The following is a 17,461-nucleotide window of genomic DNA, read 5'->3' as shown; positions in this document are numbered from 1 at the left end:
CATGGGCCGGCGCGTCGTGCGTGGCCTCGTGCGAAGCGCGGTGGCTGCCGTGCGATGGGGCTGCAACGCCGCCCGCCAGCCGCGCCTGCTGCGCCAGTTCCTGCGAGGCGGCGTCGATGCGCGCCACGTGGCGCTCCACGGTCTCTTCCAGCACCGCTTCGTTCAGCGCCACCAGCGCGAACACCGGGTCGTCGAGGTCGATCTTGACGCCGGTCTTTTCAAATACCAGGCTGCGCAGCTTTTGCTGGTCCATGCTTACCACTGCACTTTATCGAGTTGCTCGAACAGGTCGCGGAATACCACCTTGATGCGCTGCTTTTCCATGACGTTGAATTTGTCGCTCTCGCGCACCTCGGCCATGGTCATGCGCGCCGTGTTCATTTTCTTGAGGTCGGCGCCGAAGGTGTCGGCGTTGCGCGCCGTCAGCACCACGCGGCCCACCACGCGCGACGAGTTGTCGGCGTAGGTCTGCGATTCGACGAACTGCTTGCCGGACGCCGATTGCAGCAGGCCGAAGTGTTCATTTTCCCACAGCACCAGCGGCACGTTGGTGGCCTTGGCGGTGGAGACGAAACCGGTGGCGGTGTCATGCAGCGTGTCGCCGCCGCCGACGATGGTGTGGATGTAGACCTTGCGGCCGGATTCCTGCAGCAGCGAGAAGCAGTCGTTCTCGATCAGGTAGCCCATCAGCGGCGAGAAAGTGTTGGCGCCGTTGTCGATGACGCAGTTGCCGTCCTGTTCCAGCAGGTCGATCATCAGCGCGTCGAAGCGCTTGGGGTCGATGGTGCGGCTGTCGGTCATCACCGGCACATGCTTGACGTTCATCGCCTTGTAGCGCGAGAAGGTCGGATTCTCCTGGTCGGTGTCGTAGCAGCGCAGCGGCTGCTGACCTTCGGCCACGTCCTTGCTGGCGACCCACTGGGCGAGAATGGTCGACACCAGCGTCTTGCCGATGCCGCCTTTACCCTGGAGAATGAAATGTACCGTGTTTTGCATTACTACTCCCGAAACGCTTTTTGAATGCGTCGAGAGTAATTGTTTTGTGGTCTAAAGGCAACCTAGTTGATGAAGCGGAGCAGCCCTTGTAACGCATGAATCACGGTCTGTTCGCGCACCGCGCGGCGGTCGCCGGAAAATACCAGCCGTTCTGTGTGAACCGTGTCGGCATTGGCCCAGCCGAAGCACACGGTGCCGACCGGCTTGCCCGGCACGGCGCCGGTCGGGCCGGCGATGCCGGTGGTCGAGACCGCGATATGCGCATTGCTGGAGCCGAGCGCGCCGCTGGCCATGGCGGCCGCAACTTCTTCCGACACGCTGCCCATCTGCGCGATCAGCGCCGCCGAAACGTCCAGCATTTCGGTCTTGGAGGCGTTGGAGTAGGTGATGAAGCCGCAGTCGAACCAGCCGGTCGAGCCGGCGATTTCGGTGACGGCCTGGGCGACGCCGCCGCCGGTGCACGACTCGGCGGTGGCCAGGATCAGCCCTTTGTCTTGGAGTGCTTTGCCGACTTGGGCGGCAAGATCGAGGATGGTGTCGCTATTGCTCATGGCTTGTCCTTCTCGGATACGGGGCTACGGGGGCTTGCTAGCACTGTACCATGCAGCTTGCCATCGTCGCAATCCTGCAAAAAGTTGTGCAGTTGTGCGCCACTTCCCGCTCAGACTGGTAAGCTTATTGATGAGTATGTATCGAGCGGAGGCTCAATGATCAGCCAGACCGACATCCACCATGCACGCATCCTGATCGTTGACGATCAGCCGGTCAATATCGAATTGCTGGAATACCTGCTCACTTCCACCGGCTACAAGGACGTCCGTTCCACCACCGACCCGCGCGTGGTGGCCGCCTGGCACGCCGAACACCACTTCGACCTGATCATCCTCGACCTGCAAATGCCCGGCATGAGCGGCTTCGACGTGATGGACGCGCTCAAGCCGCTGGAGCCGGACGGCTGGCTGCCGGTGCTGGTGGTCACCGCGCAGCCCGACCACAAGATGCGCGCCTTCGAGACCGGCGCGCGCGATTTCATCAGCAAGCCTTTCGATCCGATAGAAACCTTGACGCGCATCCGCAACATGTTGGAGATGCGCCTGCTGCACAACCGCGAGCGCAACTACGCGGCCCGGCTGGAGCAGACGGTGCGCGAGCGGACCGCCGAACTGCAGCGCTTCCGCAGCGCCATGGACGCCACCGCTGACGCCATCTTCCTGCTGGACGCCGCCAACGCCGAGCTGCTGGACGTCAACGAAGGCGCCTGCCGCATGCTCGGCTATCCGCGCGGCGAGATGCTGGGCCCGACCGCCAGCCGGCTCGGCCTCGGTGCGCCGGCCGCCTTGCGCGCGCAGGCTGAACGGCTGGCCGATTACGCCGCCGCCATCGGCCCGGCCCGCTCGCCGGAACTGAACGAACTGGAACTGATGCGGCGCGACCTGATCGCCGTGCCGGTCGAATTGTATTGGCAGCTGTTGCAGCGTCCCGGCCAGCCGGCCGTGATGCTGGGCGTGGCGCGCGACATCAGCGAACGCCGTCAGGCGGAAGAACTGTTGCAGCATATGGCCCACTACGACAGCCTGACCGGCCTGCCCAACCGCACGCTGTTCTTCAAGATCGTGGCCGACGCCATCAGCGTGGCGCAGGACAAGTCGCGCCGCATCATCGTGCTGATGATCGGGTTGGACCGCTTCAAGAATATCAACGATTCGCTCGGCACGGTCGGCGGCGACGACCTGCTGCGCCAGTTCAGCAACCGGCTGGTGCAGACCGCGCGCATCCGCGACACCGTCGGCCGCGTCGGCGGCGACGAGTTCGCGCTGATCCTGACCATGACCCGCGACCAGCAGGACGCGGTGCACGCCGCCAACGAAGTGCGCGAAGCGCTGCGCCAGCCGTTCGACCTGGACGGCCACCAGGCGATTCTGAGCGCCAGCATCGGCATCTCGGTTTATCCCGAGGACGCCACCGACCCGGAAACCCTGGTCAAGTACGCTGACACGGCGATGGAACGCGCCAAGCAGGCCGGCCGCGACGGCTATCGCTTCTTCACCGCCGGCATGAACGTGCAGGTGCTGGCGCGGCTGGACATGGAACTGGCGCTGCGCCGCGCGCTCGACAACCACGAGCTGCGGCTGCACTTCCAGCCCAAGGTCAACCTGCACACCGGCGGCTTTGCCGGCGTCGAGTCGCTGCTGCGCTGGCAGCGGCCCGGCTTCGGCCTGGTCTATCCGGCCGAGTTCGTGCCGGTGCTGGAAGACACGGGGCTGGTGGTGCGGGTCGGCGCCTGGATCATCGACGCCGCCTGCCGCCAGATCGCCACCTGGCTGGCCGACGGCACCGGTCCGGTGCGGGTGGCGGTCAACGTCGCCAGCCGCCAGTTTGTCGAAGGCGACCTGGCGCAGCTGGTGCGCGACGCGCTGCTGCGCCACAACACGCCGCCCGAACTGCTGGAGCTGGAGCTGACCGAAACCTCGCTGATGTCCAACGCCGAGCGCACCATCACCGTGCTGAAGAGCCTGAAGGCGCTGGGCATCAAGGTGGCGATCGACGACTTCGGCACCGGCTACTCGTCGCTGGCGTATTTGCAGCGCTTCCCAATCGACAAGCTGAAAATCGACATCGCCTTCGTGCGCGACATCACCACCAATCCCAACGATGCGGCGATTGCGCTGGCCATCATCAGCATGGCGCACAGCCTCAAGCTGCAAGTGGTGGCGGAGGGCGTCGAGACGCGGGCCCAGCTGGAATATCTGCGTCGCAGCCGCTGCGATGAAATCCAGGGTTACTTCTACAGCAAGCCGTTGCCGCCGGATGAACTAAGCCTGCTGGTGCAGTCAGGCCACAGCCTGCCGCCGCCGCCGGGCGACGCCAGCCAGCCGGCGCAGACCTTGCTGATTGTTGACGATGATGTGAATGTGCTGGCCTCGCTGCACCGGCTGTTCCGCCGCGACGGCTACCAGATCCTGGCGGCTGCCTCGCCGACCGAGGCGTTTGAATTGCTGGCGCTGCATGCGGTGCAGGTGATCGTCTGCGACCAGCGCATGCCGGCCATGAGCGGCACCGAGTTTCTCAGCAAGGTCAAGGAAATGTATCCGGAGACTATACGCATCATCCTGTCCGGCTACACCGGGCTGGAGGCGGTGCTGGATGCGATCAACCGCGGCGCCATCTACCGCTTCTACACCAAGCCGTGGGACGACACCCAGCTGCGCGACAACATCCGCCTGGCCTTCCACCATTATTGGCTGATGCATGGCAGCGGCAAGCTGGCCGGCCAGCCGGGCGAGGATGTCACTTCCTTGCAGGCGCTTCAGGATGTGAAGTGATCGAAGCTGCTGAGCTGTAAATCCAGCGGTGCGCCGTTGGCGTCCACCAGCCGCAGGCCGCTGTGCGCATCGATGCTGCCGACGCGCGTGACCGCTGTCGCCACGCTGCCGGCGGCCGCAAGAATGGCGGCGCGGGCGGCCACCGGCGCGGTAAAGCACAGTTCGTAGTCGTCGCCGCCGGCGGCGGTGTAGGCGCGGCGCAGCGCGGTGTCCTGCGTGGCCAAGATATCGCCGGCCGGCAGCGCATCCACATTCAGCGTGGCGCCCACTTGCGACAGCTTGAGGATGTGGCCGAGGTCGCCAATCAGGCCGTCCGAAATATCGATGGCGGCATGGGCCAGCCCTTGCTCGGCCAGCAGCACGCCCAGTTCCACGCGCGGCACCGGCGTATGCATGCGCACGGCGGCGGCGCGCTGGCTGGCGGCGTCCAGCGGCTGTTTCAGTTCCAGCCGGTAGCCGGCCAGCGCCAGGCGGGCGTCGCCCAGCGTGCCGGAAATCCAGATGTCGTCGCCCGGCTGGGCCGCACTGCGGCGCAGCGCCTGGCCGGGCGCCAGTTCGCCAAACACGGTGATGCAGATATTCAGCGGCCCCTTGGTGGTGTCGCCGCCGATCAGTTCGATATTGAAGGCGTCGGCCAGCGCGAACAGGCCTTGCGAAAAACCTTGCAGCCAGGCGCGCTCGGCCGCCGGCAGCGCCAGTGCCAGCGTAAAGCCGACCGGCCGCGCACCCATCGCCGCCAGGTCGGACAGGTTGACCGCCAGCGCCTTGTGACCCAGCCGCAGCGGATCTTCGCCGGCGAAGAAGTGGCGGCCTTCGACCAGCATGTCGGACGAAATGGCGGTCTGCATGCCGGGCGTGGGCGCGAGCAGCGCGCAATCATCGCCGATGCCGAGCGCGGCGCGTGCGGCATGGTGGGGACGCTGGAAGTATTCTTTAATGAGGTCGAATTCGGAGAGCATGCGATATTGTATCGCTAGCCGTCAGGATTCCAGCCGCCGGATCAGGTTTTCCATGCCCAGCGGCGGCAGCGATTCGTCCGACAGGAACAGCCAGTCATGGTTGGCCAGCCGCACCGCCACGCCGTTGACGTGGAAGCGGCTCAATAGATTGGGCGTGAAGAACAGCTGCGGCCCGGCTTCATACGAGGCGCCGGCCAGCACGATGTACAGCTTGCTGGCGCCGGCCTCGATGGTGGTGGCGTCCAGGCTCAACTGGTCCAGCTTGCCTTGTCCGGTATGGATCAAACCACCCTGCGAGCGGCTGTAGACGAAGGCCAGTTGCTGGCTGTTTTCTTGCCAGTGCAACAGCTGTTGCCAGGCGGCGCCCTGCGGCGAAGCGCCGGCCGGCTCGGGAAGATGTTTGGACACGATCAAGGCGGACATGGAATTCTCCTGTGAGCGGCTGATGCCTCCAGCTTAGCCGAAACGGCCCGGCTTGCGCAGCGCGCCGCTTCGCATGGTGAAATATTGATAATTTCAATCATATTTCTTTAATTGATAGTCACAGGCAATTAGTTCGGAAAATTGATTATGTTGCGCTCATTCAGGGGGAATCTGCCCAAAAATTCGGCTAACCCCCGAGTTGGTCATAAAAAATGCTGATAACGTTTATTGCTGTTGGTGAAAATACCTAGTTAAACGCAAGAGGTGCTCTGCTAAAATCACAGGCCTTCGATCGCAAAATATGGGAAGGCTGTACAGCATGGATTCGTCACCTGAGAAAAAAGAAGCAATTCGTCAACAACTGCGCGCTTCGGCGCTGGAATACCACGAGTTCCCGACACCAGGCAAGATCAGCGTAACGCCGACCAAGCAACTGACCAACCAGCGCGACCTGGCGCTGGCCTACTCGCCGGGCGTGGCGGCGCCGTGCGAAGAGATCGTCATCGATCCGGCCAATGCCTATAAATATACGGCGCGCGGCAACCTGGTCGCGGTCATCACCAACGGCACCGCCGTGCTGGGCCTCGGTAACATCGGCCCGCTGGCGGCCAAGCCGGTGATGGAAGGCAAGGGCGTACTGTTCAAGAAATTCGCCGGCATCGACGTCTTCGACATCGAAATCAACGAGCAAGACCCGGACAAGCTGGTCGACATCATCGCCTCGCTGGAACCGACCTTCGGCGGCATCAACCTGGAAGACATCAAGGCGCCGGAGTGCTTCACCATCGAGCGCAAGCTGCGCGAGCGCATGAAGATCCCGGTCTTCCACGACGACCAGCACGGCACCGCCATCATCGTTGGCGCCGCCATCCTGAACGGCATCTCGCTGGTCGGCAAAGACATCAAGAAATGCAAGCTGGTGGTCTCCGGCGCCGGCGCGGCCGCGCTGGCCTGCCTGGACCTGATCGTCGATCTCGGCTTCCCGCTGGAAAACATCTACGTGACCGACCTGGCCGGCGTAGTCTACAAGGGTCGTGCCGAGCTGATGGACCCGGACAAGGAACGCTTCGCCCGCGAAACCGACGCCCGCACCCTGGCCGATGTGATTCCGGATGCGGACATCTTCCTCGGCGTCTCCGCCGGCGGCGTGCTGAAGCAGGACATGGTCAAGGCCATGGCGCCCAATCCGCTGATCCTGGCGCTGGCCAACCCGAATCCGGAAATCCTGCCGGAAGACGTCAAGGCCGTGCGCGGCGACGCCATCATCGCCACCGGCCGTTCGGACTATCCGAACCAGGTCAACAACGTGCTGTGCTTCCCGTACATCTTCCGCGGCGCACTGGACTGCGGCGCCACCACGATTACCCGCGAAATGGAAATCGCCGTGGTGCACGCGATCGCCGAGCTGGCCCACGCCGAGCAGTCGGACATCGTCGCCACCACCTACGGCTTCACCAACCTGTCGTTCGGCCCGGAATACCTGATCCCGATGCCGTTCGATCCGCGCCTGCTGACCAAGATCGCGCCGGCCGTGGCCAAGGCGGCGGAAGATTCCGGCGTCGCCACCCGTCCGATCAAGGACCTGGTCGCCTACGAGGAAAGCCTGCAACAGTTCGTCTACCGCTCGGGTACCTTCATGAAACCGCTGTTCCAGGTCGCCAAGAAGGCCGACATGGACATCAAGCGCATCGTCTACGCCGAAGGCGAAGAAGAGCGCGTGCTGCGCGCGGTGCAAGTGGTGGTCGATGAAAAACTGGCGCGTCCTATCCTGGTCGGCCGTCCGGCCGTGCTGGATGCGCGCATCGCCAAGTTCGGCCTGCGCCTGAAGCAGGGCGTCGACTTCGACGTCATCAATCCGGACCACGACGAGCGTTATCGCGATTACTGGCAGGCTTACTACGAGCTGACCGCCCGCAAAGGCGTGACGCAAGAGTACGCCAAGCTGGAAATGCGCCGCCGCCACAGCCTGATCGGCGCCATGATGATCAAGAAGGGCGATGCCGACGGCATGATCTGCGGCACCTTCGGCACCACCCAGCTGCACCTGCACTACATCGACCAGGTGCTGGGCCGCCGCGAAGGCGCCTGCGTGTACGCCGCCATGAACGTGCTGGTGCTGCCGCAGCGCCAGCTGGTGATGGTCGATACCCACGTCAACGAGAACCCGGACGCCAACGAACTGGCCGCGATCACGGTGCTGGCGGCGGAAGAGATGCGCCGCTTCGGCCTGTCGCCGCGCGCCGCGCTGCTGTCCCATTCCAACTTCGGCTCGTCGGACAGCCCGTCGGCGGTCAAGATGCGCGCCGCGCTGGAACTGATCAAGCAGCGCGATCCGTCGCTGGAAGTGGACGGCGAAATGCACGGCGATACCGCGCTGGACTCGAAACTGCGCAACGCCATCATGCCGGGCTCGACCCTGACCGGCGACGCCAACCTGCTGGTGATGCCGAACATCGAATCGGCCAACATCGCCTATAACCTGGTGAAAACCTCGTCCGGCAATGGCATCGCGGTCGGTCCGATCCTGCTGGGTTGCGCCAAGCCGGTGCACATCCTGACGCCATCGGCCACCGTGCGCCGCATTGTCAACATGACCGCGCTGTGCGTGGTCGATGCGGTGGCACAGCGCAAGGCGTAAGCCACCGAGGCGTCTGACCGGTCCTTCGCCATAGCGGGGCGACCGGTTTTTTTTTGCCTAAGTAACCAGATGTAAGTGATGTAAAACGTGCATTTTCGATAGAAAGTGCGCGCGAGCGCTCTGTTACAATATTGGGCTATTAATATTACTCACGATGGATTGGCATTTAGCATGCAGAATACTAAAAAAGCCCTGATCACAGGCATTACTGGCCAAGACGGCGCTTACCTGGCCGAACTGCTGCTGGAAAAGGGTTATGAAGTTACTGGCACTTATCGCCGTACCAGCTCGGTCAACTTCTGGCGCATCGAGGAACTGGGTATCCAATCGCACCCGAACCTGAAACTGGTGGAATACGACCTGACCGACCTCAGCTCCAGTATCCGCCTGATGCAAACCGTGCAGCCGGACGAGGTCTACAATCTGGCGGCGCAAAGCTTTGTCGGCGTATCGTTCGACCAGCCGCTGACCACCGCAGAAATCACCGGCGTCGGCCCGGTCAACCTGCTGGAAGCCATCCGCATCGTCAACCCGAAGATCCGCTTCTACCAGGCGTCGACTTCGGAAATGTTCGGCAAGGTACAAGCCGTGCCACAGAAGGAAGATACGCCATTCTACCCACGCAGCCCGTACGGCGTGGCCAAGCTGTATGCGCACTGGATGACCGTTAACTACCGCGAGTCGTACGGCATCTTCGGCTCGTCGGGCATCCTGTTCAACCACGAATCGCCACTGCGCGGCCGTGAGTTTGTCACCCGCAAGATCACCGATTCGGTCGCCAAGATCCATCTGGGCCTGCTGGACGTGCTGGAACTGGGCAATATGGACGCCAAGCGCGACTGGGGCTTCGCCAAGGAATACGTGGAAGGCATGTGGCGCATCCTGCAAGCCGACCAGCCGGATACCTATGTGCTGGCGACCAACCGTACCGAAACCGTGCGCGACTTCGTCACCATGGCCTTCAAGGCGGTCGACGTGGCGCTGGAATGGAGTGGTTCGGCTGATAACGAAATCGCTACGTGCAAGAAATCCGGCAAGGTAATGGTTCGCGTCAATCCGAAGTTCTACCGTCCTGCGGAAGTGGAGCTGCTGATCGGCGATCCGGCCAAAGCCACCAAGGAGCTGGGCTGGAAACCGTCGACCACGCTGGAGCAGCTGTGCCAGATGATGGTGGAAGCGGACCTGCGCCGCAACAAAGCAGGCTTCTCGTTCTAAGTTTCACATAAGGAGTATCCATGGCTGTTGAAGACGCGGGCAAGCGTGCTCTGATCACCGGTTTGTCCGGCTTCACCGGCCAGTATGTCGCGCGCGAGTTGCGCGCGGCCGGTTATCAGGTGTTTGGCACCATCACGCCCGGCCACACGGCGGGCGAGCGGGAGTTCGCGGTCGATCTGCTGGACCGCGCCGGCCTGGCGGCCGTCATCCGCGAAGTACAGCCGGATGTGGTGGCGCACCTGGCGGCCATCGCCTTCGTCGGCCACGGCGACGTTGACCAGATTTACCGGGTCAACGTGGTGGGTACCCGCAATCTGCTGGATGCGCTGGCGGCGGCGGAGAAAAAACCGTCGGCCGTGCTGCTGGCGTCCAGCGCCAATATCTACGGCAATACCGACGTTGGCGTGATCGGCGAAGATGTGCCGGCGGCGCCGGCCAACGACTACGCCGTCAGCAAGCTGTCGATGGAGTACGTGGCTCGGCTGTGGCAGGACAAGCTGCCGCTGATCGTGGTGCGGCCGTTTAACTACACCGGCGTCGGCCAGCATGAGAACTTCCTGCTGCCGAAAATCGTCTCGCACTTCCGCCGCAAGGCGACCGACATCGAGCTGGGCAACCTGCACGTATGGCGCGATTTTTCCGATGTGCGCATGGTGGCGCAAAGCTACCGCAAGCTGCTGGCCGCCCCGGCGGCGATCGGCCAGACCTTCAACATCTGTTCCGGCCACGGCTACTCGCTGGGCGAAGCGCTGGACATGATGGGCGAGATCGCCGGCTACAAAATCAATGTGCACGTCAATCCGGCCTTCGTGCGCGCCAATGAAGTGGTGCGCCTGGTCGGCGACAACCGCCGCCTGATCGCCGCCACCGGTGCGCTGGACATGGTGCCGCTGGCCGATACGCTGCGCTGGATGTATTCTGCATGACAGGTGTTTCAAGCTTGCGTGTCGGACTATCTGCAACTACCACCGAGCCGGCGCTGACCGGCGGCCGCATGGACGGCATCGGCGTCTATTCGCAAGCGTTGATCGCGCATCTGCCGCAGGCCGGCGTCGAGGTGCAGCCCCTGTCCTTTGCGCCACCCGGCGATGCGCGCCGCATGACCGCCAGCCGCGCCTTGCCGCTGTCGTTTCCGCTGGCGGTGCTGGGCGACTTCATCCTGCCGTCGTCGGTGCATCTGAGTACCCAGACTGCGCTCGGCAAAGGCGCGGCGCCGCTGGACCTGTTCCACGCCACCGACTACCGCATCGTGCGCATGGACTGCCCGGTGGTGGCCACGCTGCATGACGCGGTGCCGGTCTCGCATCCCGAGTGGGCCAGCCCCAAGCTGCGCAAGCTGAAGAACTGGTTGCAGATCAATGCCGCGCAAAAGGCGCAGCATGTGATCGCCAACTCGCATTTCTCGATCCGGGAACTGGTCGACTATTTCGGCGTCAATGAAAACCGCATCAGCGTGGTGAATCTCGGCGTGCCGGCCGAGTGGCTCGACCGGCCGGACGCCGCCGAGCGCGACGCCACGCTGGCGCAGTACCAGCTGCGCGCCGGCTACTTCCTGTTCGTCGGCACGCTGCAACCGCGCAAGAACGTCGAGCGCCTGCTGGCCGCATACCTGACGCTGCCGCCGGTGCTGCGCGCCGCGCGCCAGCTGGTGATCGTCGGCAGCCCGGGCTGGCGCAGCGAAGCGCTGGTCGCGCAGATCAAGGCCGCGCAGCAGCATGGCGAGAATGTGGTCTGGCTCGACCAGCTGACCGACAACCGCCAGCTGCGCCACGTCTATGCCGGCGCCGGCGCCTTCATCTTCCCGTCCCTGCACGAGGGCTTCGGCCTGCCGTTGCTGGAGGCGTTTGCCAGCGGCGTGGCGGTGGCCTGTTCCGGCACCTCCTCGCTGCCGGAAGTGGCGGCTGGCGCTGCACTCGAATTCGATCCTTTGTCGGTGGGCGAGATCGCCGCCGCCATGACCACCCTGGCGCGTGACGACGTTGCGCGTGCCCGTTACATTGCCGCCGGCGAGCGCCGCGCGCTGGAGCTCACCTGGGCAGAAACGGCCCGCCGCACGGCCGCCGTTTATCATCACGTCTTATCCCGCTGAACACTATGCGCGTCCTCCATTTTTACAAGACCTATTATCCCGACAGCTGGGGCGGTGTCGAGCAAGTGATACGCCAGCTGTGCGTGGGCACCGGCCACCTCGGCATCACCAACGAAGTGCTGACGCTGAGCCGCGGCGGTCCGTCCGAAATCGAATTCGAAGGCCACACCGTGCACCGCGTGCCGCTGGATTTTGAAATTGCCTCGACCGGTTTTTCGTTTGCCGCCATCCGCAAACTGGCGCGCCTGGCGCGCAAGGCGGACGTGATCCACTATCACTTCCCGTGGCCGTTCATGGACCTGGCGCACTTCCTGGCGCGCATCGACAAGCCGAGCGTGGTGACCTACCACTCGGACATCGTGCGCCAGAAGCAGCTGCTGCGCGTGTATGGCCCGCTGAAGCGGCGCTTCCTGCACAACGTCAGCGCGGTGGTGGCGACGTCGCCCAACTACCTGGCCTCGTCGCCGGTGCTGAAGCGCTTCGCCCACAAAACCACCACCATTCCGTTCGGCCTGGATAAATCGACCTATCCGCCGGCATCGGAACAGCGCAAGGCCAGGTGGCGCGCGCAATGCGGCGAGCGTTTCTTCCTGTTCGTCGGCGTGCTGCGCTATTACAAAGGCCTGCACATCCTGCTGGATGCGCTGGTCAATGTCGACTACCCGGTGGTGATCGTCGGCGCCGGCCCGATTGAGCAGGAACTGAAGGCGCACGCGCAGCGCCTCGGCCTGACCCACGTGCAGTTCATCGGCGCGGTGGACGAGGAAGACAAGGTGGCGCTGCTGGAACTGAGCTACGCCATGGTGTTCCCGTCGCACCTGCGTTCGGAAGCCTTCGGCATCTCGCTGCTGGAGGGGGCGATGTTCGGCAAGCCGATGATCTCCAGCGAGATCGGCACCGGCACCACCTACATCAACATCGACAACGACACCGGCCTGGTGGTGCCGCCGGACGATCCTGCGGCGCTGGGCGTGGCCATGCGCACGCTGTGGGACAACCCGGAACGCGCCGCCGAGATGGGCCGCCGCGCCGAAGCCCGTTACTGGGAACTGTTCACCGCCGAGAAGATGGCGGAAAGTTACCTCGCGCTTTACCATGAGCTGGTGGCGCGGCCAAGGTAAAATACGCGTCTACCCATGATTTCGGAGACTCGCGTGCGCTGCCTGGTAATTGAAGACGAAGCCGAAACCTCCAACTACATCTGCAAGGGCCTGCGCGAGGCCGGCTATGTAGTGACCGCCGCCGGCAACGGCCCGGATGGACTGGACTATGCCACCAGCGAGGAATGGGACATCATCATCCTCGACCGCATGCTGCCGGGCCGTATCGATGGCCTGTCCATCGTCGACAAGCTGCGCGCGCTGGGCAAGCAGACCCCGGTCATCATCGTCAGCGCGCTGACCACCATCGACGCCCGCGTGACCGGCTTGCGCGGCGGCGCCGATGACTACCTGTCCAAACCGTTTGCCTTCTCCGAGCTGCTGGCGCGCGTGGAAGCGCTGCTGCGTCGCAGCGCCCCCGGCGCCGACAGCACGCAGCTGCAGGTGGCCGACCTGCGGCTGGACCTGCGCACGCTGCGCGTCACGCGCGGCGCCAAGGTGATTACCTTGCAGCCGCGCGAATACCGCCTGCTGGAATACCTGATGCGCAACGAGAACCAGGTGGTGACCCGCACCATGCTGCTGGAATCGGTGTGGGATTACCACTTCGATCCGCAGACCAATGTGATCGACGTGCAGATCTCGCGCCTGCGCGCCAAGGTGGACAAGGACTTCCCGGTGATGCTGATCCATACCTTGCGCGGCGTCGGCTACCGCATGGGCGTGATGCCGCCGGAAGAGCTGGAGCCGCCGGTTGCCTAGGTTATCCAACCCACTCCGCACATCGATCGTCGCCAAGCTGGTGCTGGGCTACGGTCTGCTGGGCATCGCCTCGATCGTCGCCGTGTCGGCGGTGTTCTACAGCGGCACCATCGGCGTGATCGACCAGAACATCGATGGCAAGATCAAGTCGCAGACCGAGCGCCTGCTGGACAACCTCGGCGACGGCAGCCGTGCCGCGCTGAAAGCGGAAGTGCATCGGCTGCTGACCGACGGCGTCGATAACGACCGCGAGATTTTCGAACTGCTGGACGAAGACGGCGTGGCGATCGCCGGCAACCTGGGCTCCTGGCCCAGCGTGGCCGACGCCCCGGACCTGGTCACCGCCACCGTGCTGCGCTACGGCCGCAGCGCGCCGGCGCGCCTGTATCTGCGGCCTTTGGTGCAGGGCGGGGTGCTGATCGTCGGCCGCGATCTGAGTGAAGAAGAAGCGGTGCGCGAAGTGATCTGGCGCGCGCTGCTGGCCGGCGCCTGCGTGTCGCTGATGCTGACCATCGCCGGCGCCATGCTGTTCCGCCGCAGCATCGAGGCGCGCCTTGGCGAGATTCGCCGCACCGCCGCGCAGATCGAGGCGGGCGACCTGAGTCAGCGCATTCCGGTCAGCGGCAACGACGAATTCGCGCTGCTCAACCACGACATCAACCGCATGCTGGACCGCATCGAGCTGCTGATGGAAGGGATCCGCAACGTCTCCAACGCCATCGCCCACGACCTGCGCACGCCGCTGAGCCGCATCCGGGGCCGGCTGGACGACGCCCTGCGCCACGAGTCGACGGTGCCGCGCCTGTCCACCGCTGCCCATGACGCGATCGACGACATTGACGACCTGATACGATTATTTGAGCGCCTGCTGCAGATCGCGGAAGCGGAATCCGGCATGCGCGCGCGCCTGTTCGAGCGGCTGGACCTGGGCCGGGTGGTGGCCGATATCGGCGAGATGTACGAGGCCACCGCCGAAGACAGCGGCATCACCCTGACGGTCGATGCGCCGGCCTCGCTGTACGTGGACGGCGACCGCAATCTGCTGGCCAGCGCAGTCGCCAGCCTGCTGGACAACGCCATCAAGTACGCCGGCAAGGGTGCTGTGATCCACGTGCGTGCCGGCCTGTATCAGGGCGAAGCGTCGATGTCGGTGCATGACAATGGCCCCGGCATTCCGGACACGGAGCGCGACAAGGTTACGCAGCGCTTCTACCGCGTCGACAAGAGCCGCCACCTGCCGGGCAATGGCCTGGGCCTGTCGATCGTCAGCGCCACCGCCAAGGCGCACGCCGGCACGCTGGTGCTGGAAGATGGCGGGCCCGGACTGGTGGCGCGCATCGTACTGCCGTTGGCAGTAAATTAACTAACTATCCGATTCGTAATGTGACAGATTCGTAATGTCCCCGCAATCCTGTGGAAAGCTGCACGGCTCTATGATGAGCTGTTCTTTTTCGGTCTTCCACATCATGCACGACTTAAGCGATATCGCCGCCTGGCTCCAGAATCATCCCATCTACCACGACTCGTCGGTGCATAGTACGCTGCCCGATCCAACCTTCGTGACCGAAGGTGAAACCGTGGTGTCCTTCAGCACCAACAACTACCTGGCGCTGGCCAATCACCCGCGCCTGGTGCAGGCGGCCAAGGATGGCCTGGACCGCTATGGCGTCGGTAATTGCGAGTCGCGCCTGCTGGGCGGCGACCTGGAAGTCTACCGTGAGCTGGAACGCCGCCTCGGCGCCCTGAAGCACAAGAGCGACGCGGTGCTGTTCGTCACCGGCTACATGACCAACATCGGCGTGCTGTCGTCGATCGTCAAGGCGGCCACGCTGGCGCGCCTGCATGGCTTCCGCGCCAAGAAGCGCCACAAGTACGCCTACTATTCGGATGAATTCAATCACATCTCGATCCGCGAAGGCATCCAGATGTCCGGCGCGCTGCGCTACAACTACCGCCATTGCGACATGAACCACCTGGAGTCGCTGCTGCAAGCCGGCGCCGCCGAGGGCACCACGCCGATCATCGTCAGCGACGGCGTGTTCAGCATGGAAGGCACGATCGCGCCGCTGCCGGATCTGGTGGCGCTGGCCGAACGTTTCGGTGCGCTGCTGTATGTCGATGATGCACACGCCACCGGCATCCTTGGCGCCAACGGCGGCGGCACCTCGGAGCACTTCAACTGCTACAGCACCAACATCATGCAGATGGGTACACTGAGCAAGGCGCTCGGCTCGATCGGCGGTTTCGTTGCGGTGGAAAAGGAAGTGGGCGATGTGATCCGCCTGACCAGCTCCGCCTATGGCTTCACCTGCCCGCCGCCGCCAGACCAGGCAGCGGCGCTGCTGGCCGCGCTGGATATCCTGGAAGAAGAACCGCAGCGCCGCCAGCGCCTGTGGGACAACCAGCGCTACTTCATCGAACAGATGGCGCCACTGGGCTACACGATTATCTCGACCGCCACGCCGATCCTGCCGGTGCTGATCGGCGATGCGGAGACGTGCCAGCGCTATGCGATGGAGCTGCGCACCGAAGGCGTGCATGTGGATTCGATCCAGTTCCCGGCGGCGCCGGTCGGTCAGGCGCGCCTGCGCTTCATGATGAATGCCGGCCACACCAGGGCGCAGATCGATCACGCGGTGAGCGTGATGGCGCGCCTGGCGGGACGCGGCGAACGCCTGGTGGCCTAGTTAATGCTCTGCCCAGCGCTCTTTGACTTCAAGGAGCGCGGGCATCTGTTTAATGAAGATGTCGACCAGACGTCCTTCAAAATGCTTGTCGCGCTGCGCCAGCATATGTTCGACGGCTTTCTCCACCGGCCACGCTTCCTTGTAGGGGCGCGCTGACGTCAACGCGTCGAACACGTCGGCCACTGCCACAATGCGGCCGACCAGCGGAATCTCTTCACCTTTCAATCCATTCGGATAGCCGCTGCCATCCCACTTTTCATGGTGGGTGACAGCGACGTCGTAGGCCATGGCCAGCATGCCGTGCGGATGGCGGCCGATGATGTCGCCGCCGATGCTGGCGTGCGACTGCATCACTTTCCATTCTTCCGCATCGAGCGGTCCGGGCTTGCGCAGGATGTTGTCCGGGATGCCGATCTTGCCGACGTCGTGCATCGGCGCCGCGTGCAGCAGGTCTTCCGCTTCCGCTTCGGTCATGCCGATGGCCAGGCCGAGGATTTTGGAATAGTGGCTCATGCGGATCACATGCAGGCCGGTCTCGTTATCCTTGAATTCCGCCGCCAGGCCAAGGCGCTGGACGATTTCCAGGCGGGTCTTCTTCAATTCATTCACGCCCACCAGCGACAGGTGGTTGCGCACGCGCGCCCGCACAATCGGTGGGCTGACCGGCTTGGTGATGTAGTCCACGGCGCCGGCTTCGAAGCCGATCACTTCATCGTCGGTGTCGCTCAAGGCGGTGACGAAGATGACCGGGATATTGGCGGTGACCGGATTGGCTTTCAGCAGACGGCAGGTTTCATAGCCGGTCATCCCCGGCATCATCACGTCCAGCAGGATAAGTTGCGGCTGTTCGGAATGCGCCAGTTCCAGCGCGCGCGGGCCATCCTTGGCGAACAACAGGCGGTAGTGGTCCTGCAGGATGTGGCGCAGCAGTTGCAGGTTGCTGGCCTCGTCGTCGACCACGAGGATTTGCGGCTGGTTGGCTTGGTGGGTGGTGATCATGGGGTCTCCGTGGACAGGCTGGCCTGTAATGCTTGCAGTGCGGCGTAGGCCTGCGGGAAGTCGAAATCGTTCAAGGCGTCCAGCACCGCGTTCAGTTGCTGGACGAGGTGCGGCGGCGCACCGGTGAGGGCGGCTTGCAATGCGGTCAGGGCGGCGTCGTTCAGCGCGCCGCGTTGCAGGGAGGGCAGCAGGGCGGCCGACTTCTGGCGCGCGATGGACAGGTCGAAGACGGCAGCCGGCGGCGGCGCTTCCAGGCGCGCGCCGCGCGGC

Annotated in this window: 16 protein-coding genes; 9 read left to right on the top strand and 7 right to left on the bottom strand. The window is 64.0% G+C overall.

What is annotated here, in order from left to right; translation table 11 throughout:
• The 3 genes from traM to GTP69_RS29635 all read right to left on the bottom strand — a co-directional run.
• Positions 1-253 (bottom strand): conjugal transfer transcriptional regulator TraM (gene traM, locus GTP69_RS29645; RefSeq protein ID WP_503826651.1); only part of this gene is annotated, 253 nt, incomplete at its 3' end.
• A 2-nt stretch (positions 254-255) separates the two neighbouring features.
• Positions 256-996 (bottom strand): P-loop NTPase family protein, encoded by a 741-nt coding sequence (locus GTP69_RS29640; protein ID WP_110845323.1) that lies wholly within the window; start codon positions 994-996, stop codon positions 256-258.
• A gap of 62 nt (positions 997-1,058) precedes the next feature.
• On the bottom strand, positions 1,059-1,547 hold the full coding sequence (locus tag GTP69_RS29635; protein WP_161058226.1) for a CinA family protein: 489 nt from the start codon (positions 1,545-1,547) through the stop codon (positions 1,059-1,061).
• A gap of 156 nt (positions 1,548-1,703) precedes the next feature.
• Here GTP69_RS29635 and GTP69_RS29630 point away from each other — a divergent pair, with 156 nt between their 5' ends.
• Positions 1,704-4,319, top strand: coding sequence for an EAL domain-containing protein (locus tag GTP69_RS29630; RefSeq protein WP_161058225.1), 2,616 nt, complete (start codon positions 1,704-1,706; stop codon positions 4,317-4,319).
• On the opposite strand, the gene thiL is transcribed toward GTP69_RS29630, so the two are convergent.
• Positions 4,304-5,278 carry a thiamine-phosphate kinase gene (thiL, locus tag GTP69_RS29625; protein ID WP_161058224.1) on the bottom strand — a complete coding sequence of 325 codons (975 nt, stop codon included), beginning with the start codon at positions 5,276-5,278 and terminating at the stop codon, positions 4,304-4,306. The genes GTP69_RS29630 and thiL overlap by 16 nt on opposite strands.
• 21 nt (positions 5,279-5,299) lie before the next feature.
• Positions 5,300-5,701, bottom strand: a complete 402-nt coding sequence (locus GTP69_RS29620) for a hypothetical protein (RefSeq protein ID WP_161058223.1) — start codon at positions 5,699-5,701, stop codon at positions 5,300-5,302.
• A gap of 319 nt (positions 5,702-6,020) precedes the next feature.
• On the opposite strand from GTP69_RS29620, the gene GTP69_RS29615 reads away from it, so the two are divergent.
• The 8 genes from GTP69_RS29615 (at position 6,021) to GTP69_RS29580 (ending at position 16,192) form a co-directional block, all read left to right on the top strand.
• Positions 6,021-8,339 carry an NADP-dependent malic enzyme gene (locus GTP69_RS29615; RefSeq protein ID WP_161058222.1) on the top strand — a complete coding sequence of 773 codons (2,319 nt, stop codon included), beginning with the start codon at positions 6,021-6,023 and terminating at the stop codon, positions 8,337-8,339.
• Between the two features lie 171 nt (positions 8,340-8,510).
• Positions 8,511-9,554 carry a GDP-mannose 4,6-dehydratase gene (gmd, locus tag GTP69_RS29610; RefSeq protein WP_161058221.1) on the top strand — a complete coding sequence of 348 codons (1,044 nt, stop codon included), beginning with the start codon at positions 8,511-8,513 and terminating at the stop codon, positions 9,552-9,554.
• A gap of 20 nt (positions 9,555-9,574) precedes the next feature.
• A complete protein-coding gene (locus tag GTP69_RS29605; RefSeq protein ID WP_161058220.1) occupies positions 9,575-10,480 on the top strand; it encodes a GDP-mannose 4,6-dehydratase in 906 nt (301 codons plus the stop codon).
• 14 nt (positions 10,481-10,494) lie between these two features.
• Positions 10,495-11,643 (top strand): glycosyltransferase family 4 protein, encoded by a 1,149-nt coding sequence (locus GTP69_RS29600; protein WP_308494477.1) that lies wholly within the window; start codon positions 10,495-10,497, stop codon positions 11,641-11,643.
• A 5-nt stretch (positions 11,644-11,648) separates the two neighbouring features.
• Positions 11,649-12,764 carry a glycosyltransferase family 4 protein gene (locus GTP69_RS29595; RefSeq protein ID WP_161058218.1) on the top strand — a complete coding sequence of 372 codons (1,116 nt, stop codon included), beginning with the start codon at positions 11,649-11,651 and terminating at the stop codon, positions 12,762-12,764.
• Between the two features lie 15 nt (positions 12,765-12,779).
• A complete protein-coding gene (locus GTP69_RS29590) occupies positions 12,780-13,505 on the top strand; it encodes a winged helix-turn-helix domain-containing protein (protein WP_202424627.1) in 726 nt (241 codons plus the stop codon).
• Positions 13,498-14,868 carry a sensor histidine kinase gene (locus tag GTP69_RS29585; protein WP_161058217.1) on the top strand — a complete coding sequence of 457 codons (1,371 nt, stop codon included), beginning with the start codon at positions 13,498-13,500 and terminating at the stop codon, positions 14,866-14,868. The genes GTP69_RS29590 and GTP69_RS29585 overlap by 8 nt, the downstream gene beginning before the upstream one ends.
• 103 nt (positions 14,869-14,971) lie before the next feature.
• On the top strand, positions 14,972-16,192 hold the full coding sequence (locus GTP69_RS29580) for an aminotransferase class I/II-fold pyridoxal phosphate-dependent enzyme (RefSeq protein WP_161058216.1): 1,221 nt from the start codon (positions 14,972-14,974) through the stop codon (positions 16,190-16,192).
• On the opposite strand, the gene GTP69_RS29575 is transcribed toward GTP69_RS29580, so the two are convergent.
• A complete protein-coding gene (locus GTP69_RS29575) occupies positions 16,193-17,191 on the bottom strand; it encodes a response regulator (protein ID WP_161058215.1) in 999 nt (332 codons plus the stop codon).
• The coding region (locus GTP69_RS29570) for a hypothetical protein (protein ID WP_161058214.1) at positions 17,188-17,461 on the bottom strand (274 nt) is incomplete at its 5' end. The genes GTP69_RS29575 and GTP69_RS29570, both read right to left, overlap by 4 nt.

This window comes from Duganella levis (assembly GCF_009857605.1).
Taxonomy (GTDB): Bacteria; Pseudomonadota; Gammaproteobacteria; order Burkholderiales; family Burkholderiaceae_D; genus Rugamonas; species Rugamonas levis.
The sequence above is the reverse complement of the archived record's forward strand: the minus strand, read 5'-3'. Positions and strand labels throughout refer to the sequence as shown.

What these genes read in the sequence shown, in the direction of transcription:
- GTP69_RS29640 (WP_110845323.1), bottom strand. Translation starts at nt 996, where the DNA reads ATGCAAAACACGGTACATTTCATTCTCCAGGGTAAAGGCGGCATCGGC.
- GTP69_RS29575 (WP_161058215.1), bottom strand. Translation starts at nt 17,191, where the DNA reads ATGATCACCACCCACCAAGCCAACCAGCCGCAAATCCTCGTGGTCGAC.
- GTP69_RS29595 (WP_161058218.1), top strand. Translation starts at nt 11,649, where the DNA reads ATGCGCGTCCTCCATTTTTACAAGACCTATTATCCCGACAGCTGGGGC.
- gmd (WP_161058221.1), top strand. Translation starts at nt 8,511, where the DNA reads ATGCAGAATACTAAAAAAGCCCTGATCACAGGCATTACTGGCCAAGAC.
- GTP69_RS29605 (WP_161058220.1), top strand. Translation starts at nt 9,575, where the DNA reads ATGGCTGTTGAAGACGCGGGCAAGCGTGCTCTGATCACCGGTTTGTCC.
- thiL (WP_161058224.1), bottom strand. Translation starts at nt 5,278, where the DNA reads ATGCTCTCCGAATTCGACCTCATTAAAGAATACTTCCAGCGTCCCCAC.
- GTP69_RS29590 (WP_202424627.1), top strand. Translation starts at nt 12,780, where the DNA reads ATGATTTCGGAGACTCGCGTGCGCTGCCTGGTAATTGAAGACGAAGCC.
- GTP69_RS29630 (WP_161058225.1), top strand. Translation starts at nt 1,704, where the DNA reads ATGATCAGCCAGACCGACATCCACCATGCACGCATCCTGATCGTTGAC.
- GTP69_RS29620 (WP_161058223.1), bottom strand. Translation starts at nt 5,701, where the DNA reads ATGTCCGCCTTGATCGTGTCCAAACATCTTCCCGAGCCGGCCGGCGCT.
- GTP69_RS29580 (WP_161058216.1), top strand. Translation starts at nt 14,972, where the DNA reads ATGCACGACTTAAGCGATATCGCCGCCTGGCTCCAGAATCATCCCATC.
- GTP69_RS29615 (WP_161058222.1), top strand. Translation starts at nt 6,021, where the DNA reads ATGGATTCGTCACCTGAGAAAAAAGAAGCAATTCGTCAACAACTGCGC.
- GTP69_RS29635 (WP_161058226.1), bottom strand. Translation starts at nt 1,547, where the DNA reads ATGAGCAATAGCGACACCATCCTCGATCTTGCCGCCCAAGTCGGCAAA.